This window comes from uncultured Bacteroides sp. (assembly GCF_910585845.1).
GTDB lineage: Bacteria > Bacteroidota > Bacteroidia > Bacteroidales > Bacteroidaceae > Bacteroides.
The window spans coordinates 18452-37395 of the sequence record NZ_CAJUHF010000008.1 but is presented as its reverse complement, the minus strand read 5'-3'; the positions used below and the strand labels follow the sequence as shown (position 1 = coordinate 37395).

The 18944-nt window shown below is 48.2% G+C and carries 14 protein-coding genes; 5 read left to right on the top strand and 9 right to left on the bottom strand.

Translation table 11 applies throughout. The annotated features are described in order from the left end of the window. Nucleotides 1-178: 178 nt before the first annotated feature. Nucleotides 179-4444, bottom strand: a complete 4266-nt coding sequence (locus tag QZ323_RS03945) for a two-component regulator propeller domain-containing protein (protein WP_294632982.1) — start codon at nucleotides 4442-4444, stop codon at nucleotides 179-181. Nucleotides 4445-4700: 256 nt separating this feature from the next. On the opposite strand from QZ323_RS03945, the gene QZ323_RS03940 reads away from it, so the two are divergent. Both QZ323_RS03940 and QZ323_RS03935 read left to right on the top strand, forming a co-directional pair. After that, on the top strand, nucleotides 4701-6233 hold the full coding sequence (locus QZ323_RS03940) for an arabinan endo-1,5-alpha-L-arabinosidase (protein ID WP_294632981.1): 1533 nt from the start codon (nucleotides 4701-4703) through the stop codon (nucleotides 6231-6233). Between the two features lie 68 nt (nucleotides 6234-6301). Beyond that, a complete protein-coding gene (locus QZ323_RS03935; protein ID WP_294632980.1) occupies nucleotides 6302-8281 on the top strand; it encodes an alpha-L-arabinofuranosidase C-terminal domain-containing protein in 1980 nt (659 codons plus the stop codon). Nucleotides 8282-8500: 219 nt separating this feature from the next. Here QZ323_RS03935 and galK read toward each other — a convergent pair whose 3' ends face one another. Genes galK through QZ323_RS03920 form a run of 3 tightly spaced genes read right to left on the bottom strand, consistent with a single transcriptional unit; the run spans nucleotide 8501 to nucleotide 12133 of the window. Continuing rightward, nucleotides 8501-9655: a galactokinase gene (gene galK / locus QZ323_RS03930; RefSeq protein WP_294632979.1), complete on the bottom strand. Its 1155-nt coding sequence runs from the start codon at nucleotides 9653-9655 to the stop codon at nucleotides 8501-8503. 55 nt (nucleotides 9656-9710) lie between these two features. Then, nucleotides 9711-10991, bottom strand: a complete 1281-nt coding sequence (locus QZ323_RS03925; protein WP_294632977.1) for an MFS transporter — start codon at nucleotides 10989-10991, stop codon at nucleotides 9711-9713. A 44-nt stretch (nucleotides 10992-11035) separates the two neighbouring features. Continuing rightward, nucleotides 11036-12133, bottom strand: coding sequence for an aldose epimerase family protein (locus QZ323_RS03920; RefSeq protein ID WP_294632976.1), 1098 nt, complete (start codon nucleotides 12131-12133; stop codon nucleotides 11036-11038). A gap of 199 nt (nucleotides 12134-12332) precedes the next feature. Here QZ323_RS03920 and QZ323_RS03915 point away from each other — a divergent pair, with 199 nt between their 5' ends. Further along, nucleotides 12333-13307, top strand: coding sequence for a type I phosphomannose isomerase catalytic subunit (locus QZ323_RS03915; protein ID WP_294632975.1), 975 nt, complete (start codon nucleotides 12333-12335; stop codon nucleotides 13305-13307). Between the two features lie 86 nt (nucleotides 13308-13393). Here QZ323_RS03915 and QZ323_RS03910 read toward each other — a convergent pair whose 3' ends face one another. From QZ323_RS03910 to QZ323_RS03895, 4 genes are all read right to left on the bottom strand, one after another. Next, the gene (locus tag QZ323_RS03910) at nucleotides 13394-13657 is read right to left on the bottom strand and encodes a hypothetical protein (RefSeq protein ID WP_294632974.1); all 264 of its coding nucleotides are present in this window, start codon (nucleotides 13655-13657) and stop codon (nucleotides 13394-13396) included. Between the two features lie 31 nt (nucleotides 13658-13688). Further along, nucleotides 13689-14045, bottom strand: coding sequence for a phage holin family protein (locus QZ323_RS03905; RefSeq protein ID WP_294633061.1), 357 nt, complete (start codon nucleotides 14043-14045; stop codon nucleotides 13689-13691). Nucleotides 14046-14077: 32 nt separating this feature from the next. Next, nucleotides 14078-14287: a YtxH domain-containing protein gene (locus QZ323_RS03900; RefSeq protein ID WP_294632973.1), complete on the bottom strand. Its 210-nt coding sequence runs from the start codon at nucleotides 14285-14287 to the stop codon at nucleotides 14078-14080. Between the two features lie 85 nt (nucleotides 14288-14372). After that, nucleotides 14373-14588 (bottom strand): hypothetical protein, encoded by a 216-nt coding sequence (locus QZ323_RS03895; RefSeq protein ID WP_294632972.1) that lies wholly within the window; start codon nucleotides 14586-14588, stop codon nucleotides 14373-14375. A gap of 1021 nt (nucleotides 14589-15609) precedes the next feature. Between QZ323_RS03895 and QZ323_RS03890 the strand changes: the two genes are divergently transcribed. Both QZ323_RS03890 and QZ323_RS03885 read left to right on the top strand, forming a co-directional pair. After that, the gene (locus QZ323_RS03890) at nucleotides 15610-16020 is read left to right on the top strand and encodes a lipocalin-like domain-containing protein (RefSeq protein WP_294633059.1); all 411 of its coding nucleotides are present in this window, start codon (nucleotides 15610-15612) and stop codon (nucleotides 16018-16020) included. Nucleotides 16021-16091: 71 nt separating this feature from the next. Next, on the top strand, nucleotides 16092-16598 hold the full coding sequence (locus QZ323_RS03885) for an SPOR domain-containing protein (protein WP_294632971.1): 507 nt from the start codon (nucleotides 16092-16094) through the stop codon (nucleotides 16596-16598). A 185-nt stretch (nucleotides 16599-16783) separates the two neighbouring features. Here QZ323_RS03885 and QZ323_RS03880 read toward each other — a convergent pair whose 3' ends face one another. Beyond that, complete coding sequence (locus QZ323_RS03880; protein ID WP_294632970.1) at nucleotides 16784-18934, bottom strand: polysaccharide lyase 8 family protein; 2151 nt, start codon at nucleotides 18932-18934, stop codon at nucleotides 16784-16786. Nucleotides 18935-18944 lie beyond the last annotated feature (10 nt).

The window sequence follows — 18944 nt, the reverse complement described above, 5'->3', positions numbered from 1 at the left end:
AATCTTACAAGCAAACAGAGGGGGACAATCGAACATAAGAGGTGGATAAACGAGCAACAGGGCCGAGGGAGTACGGACGGTGGGTTTTGTTCAGGCATAACACCCCCAACATGCAAACATAACGCAGGCGGAAACCTACTGGAAATCGCCTGTGAATCGTCCGCTCCGCCCGTGCGCGCTACTCGTTCAGGAGGCTGCTGGGGCTGACGTTATACTCCTTGGTGAAGCAGCGGGTGAAATATTTGGGATCGTTGAACCCTACTTCGTAGGCAATCTCCGTGACGCTCATGCTTTTTGTACCCCGGCATTCCAGTATCAGCTCGTGTGCCAGATTAAGTCGGTAGCTGCGGATGAACTGTGCCGGCGATTGTCCGAGGAGGTTCTGCAGTTTGGTGTTGAGCAGCGACTTGCTTACGCCGGCCTCTTTGCTGAAGGTGCTCACCTCGAAGCCGGGGTCCTTGTAATGGGTCTTCATGATTTCCATCACGCGGGTGACGAACTTCTTGTCGCCCGATCGGTAGTCTATGTTCAGCACTTCGGGATTCATGCTCAAGGCAAACTTCCTCTGGAAACGTTTACGGTTCTCCAGAATGTTCTCTATGCGTGCCAAGAGCAGGGGTTCGTCAAAGGGTTTCAGCAGGTATTCATCCACACCGATGCGGTAGCTCTCAATGCGTGTCTCCTGCGAGGTCTTGGCGGTCAGCATCAGGAAGGGGATGTGGGAGATGGCGAAGTTTTCTTTCACCCGACGCGACAACTCGATGCCATCCATCACAGGCATCATCAGGTCGCTGATGATGAAGTCCGTTTTCTGTGTGTTCAGTATGTCGAGAGCCTCCTGTCCGTTGGCCGCTTCTACCACCTGGTATTTGTCGCGCAGGATGGAGCGTATGTAGCTGCGCATGTCGGGGTTGTCCTCCACCACGAGGATGCAGAGCGGTCGGGATTCGCCATCGGCTTGCTGTATGGGCAGGTCGGGCAGTGTCGGTCTGCTGTCGGCGGGTACAGAGACGGTGGACTGGGCTTGTTGTATGGGCAGTAGCAGACGGAACGTGCACCCTTGACGACGATTGTTGTGCACGTGGATAGAGCCGCCCATGGCCTCTACGATGCGTTTGCACAGGTAAAGCCCGATACCACTGCCCGACTGTCCGTACATGGGGTACTTATGTTGGTTCTGTACCTGATAGAAGCGGTTGAAGATGTTTTCCAAGTCTTGCTCAGGAATGCCGTTGCCTGAGTCGCGCACACTGGCGTAGAGCAACTCGCCGTGTTGTGCTGTGGGTGGGAGCAGAGCGATGAAAAGGGACACCTCGCCGCCGTCGGGTGTGAACTTGATGGCGTTGCTCAACAGATTGGTCAGTATCTTTTGCATCGCTTCTTCGTCATAGCTCAGCGGCGCATCCGGCAGATGCCGGTAGAAATTCAGGTCGATGTTCCGTTCGCGGGCAAACACTGCGAACGGGGCCACCAGCTCATTGGTAAACGTGTTGAAGTCGCCCGGTGTATTCACTATCTTGACCTTTCCGGACTCCACCTTGCGGAAGTCCATCAGTTGGTTGACGAGTGACAGCAGATATTTGGAATTGCGTTCCACGAATTGCAGCTGCTCGATGACCTGCGGGTTGTAACTCAGCTTCAAGGCGCGCTCTATGGGGCCGATGATGAGCGTGATGGGTGTGCGGAACTCGTGGGTGATGTTGGTGAAGAAGGCTATCTTATCCAGTGTCAGAGTTTGCACCTTACGTGCCAGTTCGGCCAGTTTCTCTTTCTGGCGTGAAATCTTTTCATTCTGTTCTTTCAGTAGCTCGTTCTGTCGGGCTAACTCTTCTCCCTTCTCTTCCAGCAGTTGTTTCTGCTCTTTCAGCTCGTGGGTGCGTTGTTCCACCTGGAGGTGTAACTCCTCGCTACGCCGTTTCAGGGTCCGGAAACGCCACTGGTAGAACTGCCACACAGCGATGGTTGCGACCGCTATTGCCAGCAAGAGGAACCAAGAGGTCTTGTAGAAGTAGGGGCGCACTACGATGCGTAGCTCCATCATCTCCGTCTGGTTCTCTTCCTGATAAGGGGTGTATTTCACTTGCAGGGTATACTTTCCCGGCGAAAGATTGGTGTACCGCGCCCAGCGGTGGTCGTCCTGTATGGGAATCCACTGCTTGTCGAAGCCGACCAGGCGGTAGCAATAACTGTCGGCATGGTTCGGTTCGTAGTTGAGGGCGGCAAACTCCACTGAAAGGGAGCGTGTGCTTTCGTGGATACTGATTTCAGGTGTGAAGGGCAGGTCTTGGGGTAGCAGTTCGTTTCCCGGCTGTACTTCCTCGTTGTCCACCCACAGCCGCGTGAACTGGAGGGGAATTGCTTTGTTGTTCTGATAAGGAATCAGTTTGGGATGGATGGCCGTCATGCCCTTCAGGTGGCCGAAGTAGAGCAGGTTGTCACTGGTGTGGCAGGCAGCGTTCCAGTAGAATTGCGTGTTGGGCAGGCCGTCCTGACAGGTGAAGTTGATGAAACGTTCCTTGTCGGGCAGGAAACACGAAAGCCCGTTGTTGGTGGCAAGCCACAGGTTGCCTTGCCGGTCGCCCAGGATGTTGCGTACGCAGTTGTTGGGCAGTCCGTCGGCGGTGGTGAATGCCTCAAACCATTCTTCGCCGTTGTTGCCCGTCCGTCTTCGGTAGAGGCCGCACCCGTTGCTGCCCAGCCACAGTGTGCCCTCCGGATCCTGATAGAAACAGTCTATCTTCTCTACCAGACCCAATTCCGGTTGGTCGAGCTTGTATTTCAGATGCCGGTAGGCAAATTTCCCTTCCGCTGTGCGCTTCGAGTGCAGGTCTATGACGTATGCTCCCTCCAGACAGCCTATCCACAGCTGCCCGTCGCGGTCTATGATGGAGCCGATGCAGCCATGTATGCTTTCAGCAATCTGATCGGGTAGGGGGACGGTCAGTCTTTCTTGTTGCAGGTCGTAGAAGAAGATGCCTTCGTTGGCACCCACCCAGATGGCGTTGTTGATGGAATCGTAGGTCAGTGAACCGATGAAGTCGATGGGGTAGCCGTTGCAGTTGTCCGGTGTCAGGAGCTGTATGCGGTGTTGCGGTTGCCTTTTTTCCAGCAGGCTGATGCCTCCTCCCCAGGTTCCTACCCACAGCCTGCCCTTGGGGTCGGCTGTGATGGCACTTACGGAGTTATGTCCCAAGATGCCCTTCTCTTGCGTGTAATGGGTGAAGGCGCTGCTCCCTTTCGTTTTCCGATTCAGTCCGCCTTCCACGGTTCCCACCCACAAGGTGCCCTCCTCATCCTCGTAGATGGCATTCACGGGGTTGTGGGACAGGCTTCCCGTATTCTCTTTGCTGTAGCTGTAGTTCGTCAGGGTGAGCCGTTTGGGGGTTAGCAGGGTGACTCCTCCGCTTTCGGTGCCTATCCAGATGTGCCTTCCTACGATGGCGACGCAGTTCACGAAGTTGCTGTTCAGCAGGGGAGAGGGGTTGCCGGGCAGATCGTTCCTGATTTGCTCGAACCGGTCATACAGGGGATTGTAGACGTTGAGGCCACAGAGACTTGCCACTATCAGTTGTTTGTTCTCTGTGATGGCCAGTGCGGTCAGGAAATTCTGCGAGAGGGATCCGGGGGTATTCGGAGTGTGTTCGTAGTGCTTCACCACGTTGCTGTGGAGAGCATACCGGTAGAGTCCCTGATTGGTGGTTATCCAGATCTCATCTTCTTTGGCAATGAAGTCGGATACGGTGGTGCCGGGTGCGAAGTTCAGTCCTTCGGCCACCGGGGTGGCTTGCAACTTGCCGTTCTCCTGCAACTCTACGGTGCATATTTCCCCGTTGAGGCTTATCCATATCTTGCCGTTTTGTTTTACGTCTTTGAATATCAGGTTGCTCTTTTCGAGTCCGGGATGGCTGAGCGTGTGTATGCTTTCGATGCTGCCTTCCTGACAGAAGGCGATGCGGTAGAGCTGGTGTCCGTCGTGCAGCCAGAGGCATCCGTCGGCATCCTGCTCGATGTGAAAGGCGGAAGTGTCGGTGAGCCTGTCGGGCAGGGGACCCAACGCTTGGGGCGGGATGTTCTGCAAGGTCTTGAGGTCAATGAGGTCTATTCCCCCTTCCGAAGCCACCCACAAGCGGTGGAAGCGGTCTTCGCGGGCACAGCGCACGAAGTTGCTCTTCAGTTTGCGGTGCGGAATGCTGGGGTGGAAATGGATGAACTCGTATCCGTCGTATCTTGATAGGCCTCCTCCTCCGGCGGACAGCCAGATGAAGCCTTGCCTGTCCTGATAGATGTCATCGATGAAGTTGGTAGGCAGTCCCTCGTTCATGGTGATATGGGTGGCGTTGTAGTGCATGGTGAACAACTCTTCTTGCAGCAGGGCGCGGGCAGGCCATGCAGGCAGGAAGCATATTATAATAAGGAGTATCCGGAAGGAAAAGAATCTTGTCATAGTACTGTCTGTTGGTGAATGGAAACAAAAATAGTGGCTGTCGTTTGATTTGCCAAAGTTTTTAGGGTCAAAATGAGCATTTTGTCCATTTATCCACTTAGTTTGTTCGTTTATCCACCTGCGTGTGTTTGTTTGGGCGTACATTTGCAAAATAGCTAAGAGTCTGTTTAGCTCAAAGAAGCTGAATAAAAAACTTTCTGAAGAGAATTAAAACAGTTTCTTAGTCTTGGTATATAAACATTTGATGTCTGATAATATGAAGAATTTCTTGTATTCGCTTGGGGTCATTCTCTTCGTCTTGACCCTGTCGGCAGGTTGCAAACCGGTTCCGACTTTCGTTCCTACGGATTCACCCAATCCTTGGGCGGATGATTACTTCTCTTTGTCCTCTATGGAGGACTATCGTTCTTGGGGCACGTACAACGTGCACGACCCTTCGTGCCGCAAGTTGGGCGACTATTATTATATGTATTCCACCGATGCCATCTTCCGCGAGAATCGCAAGGCGGCCGAAGAGAAAGGCGTCCCCTTGGGATACATCCAAGTGCGCCGCTCCAAAGACCTGGTAAATTGGGAATTCGTGGGATGGGCATTTCCGGAGATTCCCCGCGAAGCAGTGGAGTGGGTTCGCTCTCATGCCGGCGGACAGGGGGCAACCAATATTTGGGCGCCTTATATCCTTCCATGCGGTGATGATAAGCACGGTTCTTATGGCGACGGCAATACCTACAGGCTCTATTATTGTGTGTCGGCTTTCGGCCGAAAGACTTCTTATATCGGCATGGCGGAGTCGTCTTCTCCCGAAGGACCTTGGGAACAGAAGGGATGTGTGGTGAAGACAGATGAAACCACTGACATGAATGCCATCGACCCCAGCATCATTGTCAGCAGCGAAGACGGGAAATGGTGGATGCATTACGGCTCTTATTTTGGAGGCTTGTATTGCGTGGAACTGAATCCTGCCACCGGGCTTCCCGTTGTAGAGGGCGACCGTGGACACCTGATTGCCCGGCGTGCCAACTATAAGAAGGACAACTTGGAAGCTCCCGAAATCATTTACAATCCGGATTTGAATCTCTATTTCCTCTTTGTCTCCTACGACCCGCTGATGACCACCTACAATGTGCGTGTAGGACGCTCGGACAAGCCGGAAGGTCCCTTTTTGGATTACTTTGGAAAAGAGTTGAAAGATACCACCAATAACTTTCCTATCCTGACGGCCCCCTATCGTTTTGAAAACCATCCGGGATGGGCAGGTACGGCCCACTGTGGTGTACTGACCGCGGATGATGGGGCTTTCTTTATGGTGCACCAAGGCAGGCTTTCGCCTCATAATCAGATGATGGACTTACATGTGCGCCAACTGTTCTTTACTAAAGACGGATGGCCGGTAGTCTCTCCTGAACGTTATGCCGGCGATACGCCACGGCGTTTTGCAGCGGCAGACTTGGTGGGAGAGTGGGAATTCATCCGGGTTCAAGAGCCCTTGTACGAACGTCAGTTGGAAGCCGGACAAATCTTATGGGGCGAGGGTGAACTGAAAATGGAGGAATGGAACGTTTCGCGTCTTCTCTCGTTCAACAAAGAGGGTGGAATAGGGCAGAATGCGAATCAAGGCACTTGGTCGTTCTCGGCAGAGGAACAGTCCTTGTCGCTTCAGCTGGATGGCGAGGAACTGGAAAGACTTATTGTCTTTGCCGGACACGATTGGGAGAACGAGAGGAAAACCATTCTTTTTACCGGTTTGGATAGCCGCGGACGTTCTGTTTGGGGAAAGAGAGTCCGGTAAGTTTTCTCCTTTCAGGGGAAATTTGAATAAACCATAATATTTATATTTACTTATAATACTTTGAAACAATGAAAAAAAGTACCGGATTATTGGCTGTCATGGCTTTGGCAGCGGGGATGGGACTTCAGGCACAAACCAACGAATGGGTGATACAGACCAAAAAGTTGGGAGCCGAAATCCAGCCCACGATGTATGGCCTCTTCTTTGAAGATATCAATTATGCTGCCGATGGTGGCTTGTATGCCGAACTGGTGAAAAACCGTTCGTTCGAGTTTCCGCAGAGCCTGATGGGGTGGAAGAGTTTTGGAAAAGTCTCCGTGAGGGATGACGGTCCTTTCGAACGTAATCCCCACTATGTGCGCTTAGCGTATGCCGGACATCCGCACAAGCATACCGGATTGGATAATGAAGGCTTCTTCGGCATCGGGGTGGAAAAAGGAAAAGAGTATCGTTTCTCTGTTTGGGCACGTATCCCTGACGGAGGAAAGGCAGGAAAGATCCGTGTAGAATTGATAAACCCCAGTTCTATGGGCGAAAGGCAGGCCTTTGCCAAGGCAAACCTGACCATTGACTCCAAGGAGTGGAAGAAGTACCAAGTGATTCTGAAATCCGATGTTACCGATGCAAAGTCCGTACTTCGTATCTTCTTGGACTCACCCCAGACGGTGGACTTGGAACACATCTCTCTCTTTCCCACTGATACTTGGAAGGGACATGAGAATGGCTTGCGTAAAGACTTGGCGCAGGCTTTGGCCGATTTGAAGCCCGGCGTTTTCCGTTTCCCCGGCGGATGTATTGTGGAAGGTACCGATTTGGCTACGCGTTATGACTGGAAAAAGTCGGTAGGTGCTGTGGAAAACCGTCCCTTGAATGAGAACCGTTGGCAATATACATTCCAGCATCGTTTCTATCCGGACTATTATCAAAGCTATGGCTTGGGATTCTATGAATTTTTCCAGCTTTCGGAAGAGATAGGTGCCGAACCGCTTCCCGTATTGAGTTGTGGATTGGCTTGCCAGTTCCAGAATCCTGATGCCGAGGCTCATGTGCCCGTTGGCGAGTTGGAAGGTTACATCCAGGATGCACTCGATCTGATAGAGTTTGCCAATGGCGATACAGATACTCAGTGGGGTAAGTTGCGTGCCGAGATGGGACATCCGGCGCCTTTTAACCTGAAGTTCATCGGCATCGGAAACGAGCAGTGGGGGAAAGAGTATCCCGAACATCTGGAACCTTTTGTGGCAGCCATCCGCAAGGCTCATCCGGAGATAAAGATTGTCGGCAGTTCCGGTCCCGACTCAGAAGGCAAGCAGTTCGACTACTTGTGGCCGGAGATGAAGCGTTTGAAAGCCGATTTGGTAGATGAGCATTTCTACCGTCCCGAATCATGGTTCTTAAGCCAGGGAGCACGTTATGACAATTATGACCGTAAAGGTCCCAAGGTGTTTGCCGGAGAATATGCTTGCCACGGAAAAGGCAAGAAGTGGAACCACTACCATGCCTCTTTGTTGGAAGCAGCCTTTATGACGGGGCTTGAGCGCAATGCCGACATCGTACACATGGCGACATACGCTCCGTTGTTTGCCCACGTGGAGGGGTGGCAATGGAGGCCGGATATGATTTGGTACGACAATCTGAACTCCGTGCGCACTGTCAGCTACTATGTGCAGCAGTTGTATGCTACTTATAAGGGTACACATGTTTTGCCGCTGATGATGGATAAGAAGCCGGTTACTGGTGCCGAAGGACAGAACGGCTTGTTTGCAAGTGCTGTCTATGACAAGGCAAAAGACGAATACATCATCAAGGTAGCCAATACTTCGGACAAGCTACAGTCTCTGCAAATGACATTTGCGGGCATGAAGAAGCAGCAAAGCTTTTCTCAAGGAAAGTGTATCAAGCTGACGGCGACCGATATGGACAAAGATAATACCTTGGATAATCCTTCGGCTATTGTTCCGCATGAGTCGGAGGTGGAAGTAGGTGCGCAATCGTTGAATGTGGAGATCGAGCCGAACACGTTTGCAGTTTATGTTTTGAAAAAATAAGAGCCTGTTTAAGAGCCTGTTTATTTTTGAAGAAAATTTAAACAGGCTCTAAATTTTGAGAAAAATTAAACAGTTTCTAATTCCTCAAAAAAAAGCTGATTAGGGTTAGCTTAGAATAAATTGATGTTTATTTTAGCAAAGAGGGGCGTTTCCATTTCGGAAACGCCCCTCAATCTTTATATTCAAATCCTATTGAATTGCGAATACTCAGGAGTCGGGTTACGACAGTCTGCGTGCACCGTCGCTGATGACAACATCATAGATTTTCGGGCTTCTGCCGAATTTCTCTTTGAATTTGTCTTTGGCATTCTGGATGAATGTGTCGTACAATTCTTCTTTTACCAGGTTGATTGTGCAACCACCGAATCCACCACCCATCACGCGTGAACCTGTCACACCGCAGTCGAATGCGAGGTCGTTGAGGAAGTCGAGTTCTTCGCAGCTTACTTCGTACAGTTTGCTCATGCCATGGTGTGTTTCGTACATTTTCTGACCCACAGTCTCGTAGTCGCCTTTTTCCAAAGCGTCACATACGTCGAGCACACGTTGTATCTCTTCGATTACGTATTCTGCGCGTTTGTAGTCTTCTTTGCTAATCTCAGCTTTAGATTCTTGCAACATCTCCATCGTGCAGTCGCGCAAGAACTCTACGAGCGGATGTTTCTTTTGGATAGCGGCAACTGCTGCTTCGCAACTCTGGCGACGCTTGTTGTAGGCCGAGGAAGCCAATTCGTGCTTAACTACAGAGTCAACCAATACCAGACGATAGCCTTGCGGATCGAACGGGAAGTACTGATACTCCAGCGAACGGCAATCCAGACGGATCAGGCTGCCTTTCTTGCCGAATACGGAAGCAAACTGGTCCATGATACCGCAGTTCACGCCACAATAGTTGTGTTCGGTAGCCTGTCCTATCTTTGCCAACTCGAATTTGTCTATCTTGTTTTCGCCGAACAGGTCGTTCAGTGCGTATGCATACGTACTTTCCAGAGCTGCCGATGAAGACATACCTGCACCCAGAGGCACATCGCCTGCAAATGCAGTATTGAATCCCTTCACATCAACGCCACGCTTGATCATTTCGCGGCATACACCGAATATATACCTTGCCCAGCTTGCCCGCGGAGCATCTTCTTCTTTCAAACCGAACTCTACATAGTCCTTCAAATCGATGGAATAAGCTTTCACAATGTCAGTTCCATTCGGTTTAATCTCAGCAATCATACCTTTGTCGATTGCTCCGGGAAATACAAAACCACCGTTATAGTCAGTATGCTCACCAATAAGGTTGATGCGTCCCGGAGAAGCATATACAGCTCCTGTTGTTCCGTCAAAATGTTTGATGAAACGGCTTCTTACGTGTTCTATATCCATGATATTTCCAAATTTAAGTGAATAAATAAGTTTTCTATAATTCTGTTTTTATTGATCAGTCATCTACGGGGATGTCTTTGTTTACGTTCTTGCAGCCGATTGTGCTGTAATACAGAATGTAAGCCAGCATGGCGATGATGAGCCAGTAGCTGCTGATGGGATTGGTTGCCTTGGCAATGAAATCCTGAATCAACGGCATGATGCCACCACCTACAACCATCATCATGAACAAGCCCGATGCAGCGGCTGTGTACTTGCCCAATCCTTCTACTGCGAGGTTGAAGATACCGCCCCACATGATGGAAGTGCAGAGACCGCACAGAGCGAGGAAGAAGCATTTCACGGGAATGTCGTGTCCTTGGAAGCTGACAGCAATGGATTCCGGCATGAAGATAGCAATGAGGATGAACACGATAGCCGTAACGGAAACGATGGTCATCTGAGTGGAAGTAGCCACTTTGCCACTGATTACACTACTGGAAGCACGGCCAATCAGCATCAGGAACCAGTAGCTGGCAGCCAACGTACCTCCTATGGCAGCAGAACCTTCAAATCCCAAGTTAGTGATATAGAAGTTCAGCTGGGCGGGGATACCGATTTCGATACCTACATAGAAGAAGATGGCGATGATGCCGAGAACGCAGTGGCGGAAAGCTAGAGGGCTGTGTTCGTATTTCTCTCCCTTGCTGTTGTTTTGCGGTTCGGGAATGCTGACAGCGGAGATGATGAAGAAGGAAAGCACGAAGACGCCCATACCGATGAACAGCAGAGGAGCAACGTCTGTCATGCTGGTGCTTTCTGTCACCTGGCCGATCAGCACACCTACCAACAACGGAGTCAGCGTACCGGTCAGGGAGTTCAGCGTACCACCGATCTGGATAAGCTGATTACCCTTGTTGCCGCCGCCGCCGAGGAGGTTCAGCATCGGATTTACTACTGTGTTCAGCATACATACGCAGAAACCGCAGATGAATGCACCCAGCAGATAGATGATCAGGTTCAATGCTACCATCTGACCGTCGTACGAGAATACTGCCACATCGGCACCGAAGAGGCTTGACAGATATTGTACGAACAAACCTACTATACCCACGGCCAGTGCAATCAGTGCCGTTTTCTTATAGCCGTATTTCACCAACATCTTGCCGGCAGGGATTCCCATGAAGAGATATGCAGCGAAGTTCATCATGTTTCCCATCATGCCTGCCCAGCTGTATGTATTGCCCCAAATATTTCCGAAAGGTGCAGCCATGTTCGTTACGAACGAAATCATAGCAAATATGAAGCACATTGTAATAATGGCGACGAGATTACCGTTTGGGTTTTGTTGTGTCATAATTTTTAAGAAGTTATTAGTTTATAAAATTAGGTTGGTTATATTCATTCTTGCACGCCGAACTTGTAAATGGTCACCTGTTGATATTCATCGCCAGGCAGCAATATAGCCGACGGGAAATGTGGTTTGTTAGGGGTGTCGGGGAAACATTGTGCCTCGAAGCAGACAGCACTCCGTGCGGGGAATGTGGCTCCGTGAGCGCCGGCGAATCCGCCTAACCAGTTTCCTGTATAGAGTTGCACACCGTTTTCCGTAGTATAGACTTCCATCGTACGGCCGCTTTCCGGGTCTGTATAGGTGGCGGCGGGACTCAGTTCGCCGTTTTCCGTCTTGTTCAGCACATAGCAGTGGTCGTAGCCGGTGCCGTTCACCAGTTGCTGGAACGGGTCATCGATACGCTCGCCGATGGTGTGCGGCGTGCGGAAGTCCATAGGAGTACCTTCCACCTTCAAGATTTCTCCTGTCGGGATAGACACTTCGTCGATGGGGACATAATGGTCGGCGTTGATGGTGATGATGTGGTTCAGTACCGTAGGGGTGGGGTTAGCAATGCCTGCCAGATTGAAGAAGCCGTGGTTGGTGAGGTTTACGACAGTAGCTTTGTCGGTGGTTGCTCGGTATTCGATGACTAAGGCGTTCGTTTCGTCTTCCAGTCGGTAAGTCATCTCTACTTCCAGATTTCCGGGGAATCCCTCTTCGCCGTCGGCGGATTTATAGTTGAAGACCACGGTTGTCGGAGTCGGCTGGACGGCATCCCACACTCTGGCGTGGAAACCCGTGGGACCTCCGTGCAGGGAGTTGGGTCCGTTGTTGATGGTCAGTTCGTGTTCTTCGCCGTAGAGGGTGAATTTTCCTTTGGCGATACGGTTGCCATAGCGTCCGATGGTGGTGTTGAGGAAAGGCTCAGGGCTGTTGATCACATGGTCTATGCTATCGTGTCCCAGAATCACATTGGCATATTTCCCGTTTTTGTCAGGCACCATAATGGAGAGGATGGCACATCCGTAGTTCGTTACCGCAACTTCCATTCCCTGAGAATTTCTCAGAACAAATAAATCAGTTTTTTTGTTGTTTATATCTTTTTGAAAGTCTTCCCTTTTTAATCCGGACAAGTTGCTTTCTGTGGGTTGAGTGTTTATCATATCAATGGTATCATTTAAATTTTCTTGCAAATAAAAAGAATTTATTTCGTACTCCCAAGTATTTATCTTGAAATGTGAAGAACATTTTAGGAAAGTTTAGCGTTTAACATTTAGCCGGCGAATTGATATTTTTTGTATGTTTGCCGCATTAATTTGAAAAAATGTAATATTTTTATTAAAGAACTAACAAAAACTACGAATGTATCCTTTGAAATTCGAGCCTATTCTGAAGCAAACGCTTTGGGGAGGCGACAAAATTATTGCTTTCAAGCATTTGAACGAAACATTGTCTGGAGTAGGCGAAAGCTGGGAAGTCTCGGCTGTGGAAAACAATGAGTCTGTTGTGGCAAATGGTCCGGACAAAGGTCTTACGCTCTCGGAGATGGTAGGGAAATACCGCCAGGAGCTGGTGGGCGAAGCCAATTATTCCCGTTTTGGAACCAAATTCCCTCTACTGATAAAGTTCATTGATGCCAAGTTGGATCTGTCCATCCAGGTACATCCGGGAGATGAGTTGGCAAGGAAACGCCACAATTCGTTCGGAAAGAATGAAATGTGGTATGTGGTTTCTGCCGACAAAGGGGCAAAACTGATTTCCGGTTTTTCCGAGCAGATCACTCCGAAAGAGTATAAGGAGAGGGTGTATGACGGGACTTTCGCCGAGGTGCTTCAAACGTGTGACGTGAAGGCGGGAGACGTGTTCTATGTTCCTGCCGGACGTGTTCATGGTATCGGTGCCGGTGCTTTTGTGGCTGAAATCCAGCAGACGTCGGACATCACTTATCGCATCTACGATTATAACCGGAAAGACAAAGAGGGCAAGCTGCGCGAACTGCATACCACGCAGGCGGTTGAGGCCATCAACTATGCCGATGTGCAGGATGACTTCCGTACCCATTACGAGCCTGTGCAGAATGAGCCGATCGACTTGGTTGCCAGTCCCTATTTCACGACTTCGCTCTACGACATGACGGAGGAAATCACGTGTGACTACTCGGAGTTGGATTCGTTTGTGATTTTCATTTGCGTGGAAGGTGCATGCCGACTTACGGACGACAACCGGAACGAGGTTACGCTACGTGCCGGAGAGACGGTCTTGCTGCCTGCCGTTACGCAGGAGGTTACGATTGTGCCTGAGGAGGGTGGCGTGAAACTGCTTGAGACTTACGTATGATATTGTGCGGTGATATCCCAGTGATATTACCGGTTGTCATGAAAAAAACGTGGATGTGTCGAAGCGCATCCACGTTTTTTGATGAGTTATTTCTTACTGCTGAACATCTTCCTGACTTTTTTTATCATTCTCAACCCCAGCAGTGCTCCGTCGAAAATGGCGAAACTCGTTTTGAAAGCGTGCACGATGCCTGTGCTTTTGCTGGTGGCAGGAGCAGACGGGGCGAACAGCGATTTCGCCATATCCGTCATCAGCTGCTTCTGCGACGATATCTCCTTGCGCAGTTCCTCTTTTCGTTGCGCGATGCTTTCGAGGGTGATGTAGGTTGTATCGGATGTATTATTCTTCATTACTCTTCTTGTTGAAATCATTTTGTTGAAATCATTTTTTGTCGAAAAACAATCCGGCAATGAAATTGATCAGCGGATTGATGATGAACTGTTTACGGAAAACCACTACCAATACAATCAGTAGGATGTGAAAACAGGCAAGGATGCTGAAACTTACCATCAGTCCGCCTACAAGCGGGGCCAAAACGTATGCCAGGGCAAATGACAGATAAAACAGCGCCACCATGCCGAGAGTGATGACCACCAGAAGTAGAATCAAGGTGGAAAGAAGGATTGATAATTTTTCCGTAACCTCCAGTTGGGTATATTCCTTTTGCAGGTTCAGGTATTTCCTGAACTCGTGGAACAGCTGCTGGAGGGTGTCAATGCTTTTGTCGTCTGCAAACATCATAGTGGCTCAGTCTTTTTAATGGAATTGATTTATTCGCCGGCTTCGCCTTTCAGTTCTGTTGCGATTTCGTCTACCAGGTTTTCCATCTCCGTACGGCTCAGACGGATGCCTTTCTTGCGCAGGATTTCTGCGATTTTGTGACGGGTGTCTTCTCCTTTTTCAGGAGCGAATAAGATACCGAGGGCTGCGCCTATTGCTGCACCGCCCAAGAAAGCTGCAAGTACATTTAATCCTTTCATAACATGTTCCTTTCTTTTGTTTAAAAAGTTAATACTACAAAGCTAACGTTTTTCTTGGGAAAGTTGTTCATGCCACCCCGTTTTTTTATGTATCTACCACATTTCCCATTTCTCTCTTTCTTTCTTTTTTCCCTTTCTCCTTCTCCTTTCCCTTTCTCCTTCTCCTTTCCCTTTCCCTTTCCCTTTTCCCCTTCCCGTTTCTTGTTTTTCGTTTTTCGTTTCTCGTTTTTCCATTTATTGTCCCCTTATTGACCCGTATTGTCCCCCTTTCCTTTTTACTCCTAAACCTCAGGTTTAGCACCGTAGAGTTGAGGTTTACGATGCTAATGGAGACAATAGGGACAGTGGTCTGGCTCTCCTCACACACACACACGCACGAGCGCGCGTATTATAATGTATGCGCGTAAGAAGAGAATGTGCGCAAGTGCGTACACGTATTGAGAATTTGAAAGATTGCCATCCTGAATTCGAAAGATTGCCGTCCTGCCTGTTGTCTGTATTGTCCTTTTATTATTCTTCGTATTGTCTTTTGTTGTCGATATTGTCCTGTTTAAGAGCCTGTTTAATTTTGTTTTGGCTCCTTTTGAGGGCTCTTTTGAGGATGTTTTCCTGCTTTTATGAAGAGTATAGCGGGATATGTGACGAATAAAAAGAGTAAAACAGACCGATAAGAAATTCAAAAGAAACTCAAAAGAAATCCTCTTCATTCGTTTCATCCAGTTCAGGATGTTTTCGTTTTTTTATGTCTATCTCTTTCGCCTGTTCCGCTTTCTTTCGCCTGTTCGCGCCAGCATGTTTCTGGTGAACTGTTCGTTCTTGCATATCATCAACGTGTCGCGGTCGGCATTTCTTCTGTGGTCTTCTGTATTTTTTCTATGTACACCTTATAATACGCGTGCGCGCGCTCTTGTGTGTGTGTGAGGAGAGCCGGACCACTGTCCCTATTGTCCCCATTTGTTCTGTTTGCACATTGCATAATGGGGCGAGGTGGAACGCGATACCCCGTTGTATACCGTTCTTGCCGCTGTTCAACTCATTTTTGAAGAGTCTTCCGACTGAATTTCGGCAACAGACTACAATAGGGACAAAAAGTTCTCTTGTCCCTCTTTGCTAAGAGCCTGTTTAGATTTTGTTCAACCTTCTTTTCTGCCTTCTTTTCTGCTTTCTTTTCAGCCTTCTTTTAGAGGCTTTTTTCTGCTTTTATGAGAATCATAGCGGGCTATGTATTTCATTTCGTCCGTTTAATTAAATTTAACTACAAGAGTGGCATCCGGTTTGATTGTTCCGCGTACATTTGTTGACTTATTCAGAATATGAATTACATGAAGATGCGAGGAAAAGGGATCTTTCTGATTGTAGCGATGTTGATGCTTGTGCTGTTTGCTTGCAGCAACGGCGACGGTGACCTGGACAACAAGTGGCAGTTGAGGCAATATCGGTATGCTGACGGTTCGGTGAAGCGTCAGGACAGTATTTTCTACAATTTCCAGAAAGGAAGCTTCTCCGCCATTTGTCTGTTGAAAAATGGCAGCTACCAAACGTTTTTTGGAAATTATTCTTTGAAAGGAGATAAAATTTCTATTATTTTGTTGCCTGAAAGTGTGGATGAGGAGAACTATGCGCTCTATATGGGGTGGGAGAACGGAGAACGAACGTTCACGATTGAAGAACTAAATTCCTCCTCACTTTGTTTAGAATATGCGGACGTACGATATGTATTCCGTAAGTATTGAGAAAATGATTGGATAAACAGATAATGATTGGATAAACAGATATAGAAATAATTAATAAAAACGATGTAATTATGAAAAAAATGGCAATTTTTGGAATGGGATTGTGCGTTGTATTGGCTTTTTCTTCTTGCAAGTCAAGTGAGAGCGCTTACAAGAAAGCATACGAAAAGGCAAAGCAACAGGAACTGGCCGAGCCTCAGGTTAGTGAGCCGGTAGAAGTGACTCCGGTAGTCAGTGCTCCGGTGGAAGCGAAAGTAGTGGAAAGCGTGCCCGTGGCAACCGCCGGTGTGCGTCAGGAGAAAGTGGAGGTTGTGTCCGGTGCCGGTAGCTTGAAAGACTACAGCGTGGTTTGCGGAAGTTTCGGTGTGAAGGCTAATGCAGAAAACCTGAAGAACTTCCTCGATGGAGAAGGATACAATGCCGTAGTCGTTTTCAATCCGGAGGCAGCTATGTATCGTGTGGTGGTAAGCACTTATGCCGACAGAGCTTCAGCAGCCGAAGCGCGTGACGCTTTCAAGGCAAGATACTCTACCCGTAAGGATTTCCAAGGGGCGTGGTTGCTTTATCGTCTGAAGTAAGCCGAATTCTTTTTGGTAATTATAGAAAGGGGATTTCCTCTTTCAAAACAAGGCAGTAGCTGGGAAGTTATTGCCTTTTTCTGTTTATGAGGTAACAATGAAGAAGCCTCAATCCGTTGAGGGGGGGTAACTTGGGTTGAGGCTTCTTGGGGGTATTGTGTCAGTCGTTTTCTTTTAAGGTCTTGTTACTTTAGTCGAATCTCAAATGCTTGGGTACGTCCGGCATAGATATCGCTATTACTGAAGTCGCAATTTACGGTTCCCGAACGTTTTCCGGTACAAATATTTACGGTTATGTCTGACCGGGACTGTGCAGGGTCGGCAATATGAACTTCTGCTTTATTTTTATCCATATTCTTGATTATCAAAGCACAGCCTTTGCTTGTTTTTACCGTCATGTCTTTGTCGGTGAATTCTCCCGCATCATAAAACACCATTTGCCAAATATCATCCTTCTTATTTCTTACTACTTGTACATTTTCCGTATTGGCTAAAATTTCGAGATTATTTTTTCGTCGGTAACTTTTCATCTCTTCAGGGGATTGAATGCCGGGAACAACAATGTAAGCATAAGTTGCCCGTTCGGGGGTAATACCATGATTCAGACATAGGGTAAATACTTTTTTTTGTGTGATATCTTTGGAAGTGGAATGATTGATATCATACCAACTTCCTGTCTGTACTTGGTTGGTTGCGATTACCTGTTGTCCGTCTGGCAATATATATCCTACTTTGTTGTGCAGAATCCACTCAGGAGAACTGTAATCGGAAATTCCTTCGTTGATTGCAGAGACTTTTCCTTTTTGGCAGACTATGGCATTTTCGGTAGAAGACAAGCATTGATTGATTGTCGTGAATATGGGGTACGAAGATGTGGAGTGTATGCCCGCTCCCAGACATACTATCTCATCGTTGAAAAAGAACCATGCTTTACGTGCGCTTGTATTGATTCCGGCATATGAGTCTGTGTACGAATAGGCAGATACTCCGTATAGACTGTCGGATACGCCTCCGGCGAAGGTTGAAGTTCCAAGAGTCTGCCAATCACTGGCTGCCATAGGAATCTCATCAACTTGCGGAGCGGTTGTTCCGGGAATACGTGTCCAGTTCCAGACGGGAAAGATTTCATCATATTCGTTTCCATCGACTACTATGTTGGTACATCCGTCGGACATGAAGTAGGTCTTTAGGTTTTCTCCATTTCCATATTCGCAGCGGGCTGTACGGTTAGATGTCATGCGTACGTCAAAAGTATAAGTGGGGCGCACGTGCAAGGTATAATCTCCGCGGAAATAGTGAGTATGCTTTGCTGTTAGTGCGTAATTGGCAGGTTGTTTGCCATCCAGGCGAGCTATGATTTCTTTAAATTCATCGGCATGGGCGGGGTCCAACTCCACCATACGTTTGGCAAATAACGCAGTATGTGTCTTTTTCGTGGTTCCGGGGCGGCTCACGCCTCTTCCTAACACGTCAAACAACATGAATTGACCGCGTATGGTAGAATAATAGGTTTCTCGCATAAATCTGCTTAGCAAGGCCAGTTTGTCTTGCGGAATTGCATATTGAGTACCTTTGGCATACATGGCTATTTGAGTTACCCCTTTCAGAATTTCATCCCCGTATCCGCCGATATAGAGTTGTTGTCCGTGCTGGAAGTAGCTGTTGTCATGTTGAAAGCCTTCTTTTGTGGTATATACAATTGGATTATAAACATTTTCGAGTGCAAATTTCAAGTCTGCTTCATTTTCGGAAAGACATGCGCGATATATCCAGTGTAGGGAGATGTCCGTGCGGTTGGCTCCTGTCCATTTGGCGGGATTTCCTCCGTCTGTTTTAATTCTTTCCAGTATTTTATTTTCGAGTTCCCTGTTCAACTGTTTTTCTCCTGTCCGCATTTGTATCAGTAATATTCCCAAACGTTGAGGCTCGGCAATTTGGTTATACCACCAGTTGTGACACCAAGGATTGCGCTTATGCCAGTATTCCAGTCCTTGCTCTATTTTGGTAAAGAGGTCTTCGTCTTTATAATATTTATTATTCGGATTGGTATATGCGAATACAAAATTATACAGGCGGTCGATGTGTTCCAGAGGAGGCCAATTGGTTCGTTGTATGCTACTGTAATCCACGTCTGTAAATGAACCGTCAGCTTCATTGTATTTCTTCAAGTCTTCGTCAATGGAAGGATTCTTGGCAAAGTCGATCCTGATTTTTTGCATCAATACTTCAAAATCGTTGTTGTTGCCCGAAGGATGGGGACGGGTTGATGCATTTGCCTTTGTCGATATCATACTGCTCATGATGAACACTATAATAAGGTGAATTGTAATTTTCATATTGTTTTCA

What these genes read in the sequence shown, in the direction of transcription:
- QZ323_RS03925 (WP_294632977.1), bottom strand. Translation starts at nt 10,991, where the DNA reads ATGACACAACAAAACCCAAACGGTAATCTCGTCGCCATTATTACAATG.
- QZ323_RS03885 (WP_294632971.1), top strand. Translation starts at nt 16,092, where the DNA reads ATGAAAAAAATGGCAATTTTTGGAATGGGATTGTGCGTTGTATTGGCT.
- QZ323_RS03900 (WP_294632973.1), bottom strand. Translation starts at nt 14,287, where the DNA reads ATGAAAGGATTAAATGTACTTGCAGCTTTCTTGGGCGGTGCAGCAATA.
- QZ323_RS03945 (WP_294632982.1), bottom strand. Translation starts at nt 4,444, where the DNA reads ATGACAAGATTCTTTTCCTTCCGGATACTCCTTATTATAATATGCTTC.
- galK (WP_294632979.1), bottom strand. Translation starts at nt 9,655, where the DNA reads ATGGATATAGAACACGTAAGAAGCCGTTTCATCAAACATTTTGACGGA.
- QZ323_RS03915 (WP_294632975.1), top strand. Translation starts at nt 12,333, where the DNA reads ATGTATCCTTTGAAATTCGAGCCTATTCTGAAGCAAACGCTTTGGGGA.
- QZ323_RS03920 (WP_294632976.1), bottom strand. Translation starts at nt 12,133, where the DNA reads ATGATAAACACTCAACCCACAGAAAGCAACTTGTCCGGATTAAAAAGG.
- QZ323_RS03940 (WP_294632981.1), top strand. Translation starts at nt 4,701, where the DNA reads ATGAAGAATTTCTTGTATTCGCTTGGGGTCATTCTCTTCGTCTTGACC.
- QZ323_RS03910 (WP_294632974.1), bottom strand. Translation starts at nt 13,657, where the DNA reads ATGAAGAATAATACATCCGATACAACCTACATCACCCTCGAAAGCATC.
- QZ323_RS03890 (WP_294633059.1), top strand. Translation starts at nt 15,610, where the DNA reads ATGAAGATGCGAGGAAAAGGGATCTTTCTGATTGTAGCGATGTTGATG.
- QZ323_RS03905 (WP_294633061.1), bottom strand. Translation starts at nt 14,045, where the DNA reads ATGTTTGCAGACGACAAAAGCATTGACACCCTCCAGCAGCTGTTCCAC.
- QZ323_RS03935 (WP_294632980.1), top strand. Translation starts at nt 6,302, where the DNA reads ATGAAAAAAAGTACCGGATTATTGGCTGTCATGGCTTTGGCAGCGGGG.
- QZ323_RS03880 (WP_294632970.1), bottom strand. Translation starts at nt 18,934, where the DNA reads ATGAAAATTACAATTCACCTTATTATAGTGTTCATCATGAGCAGTATG.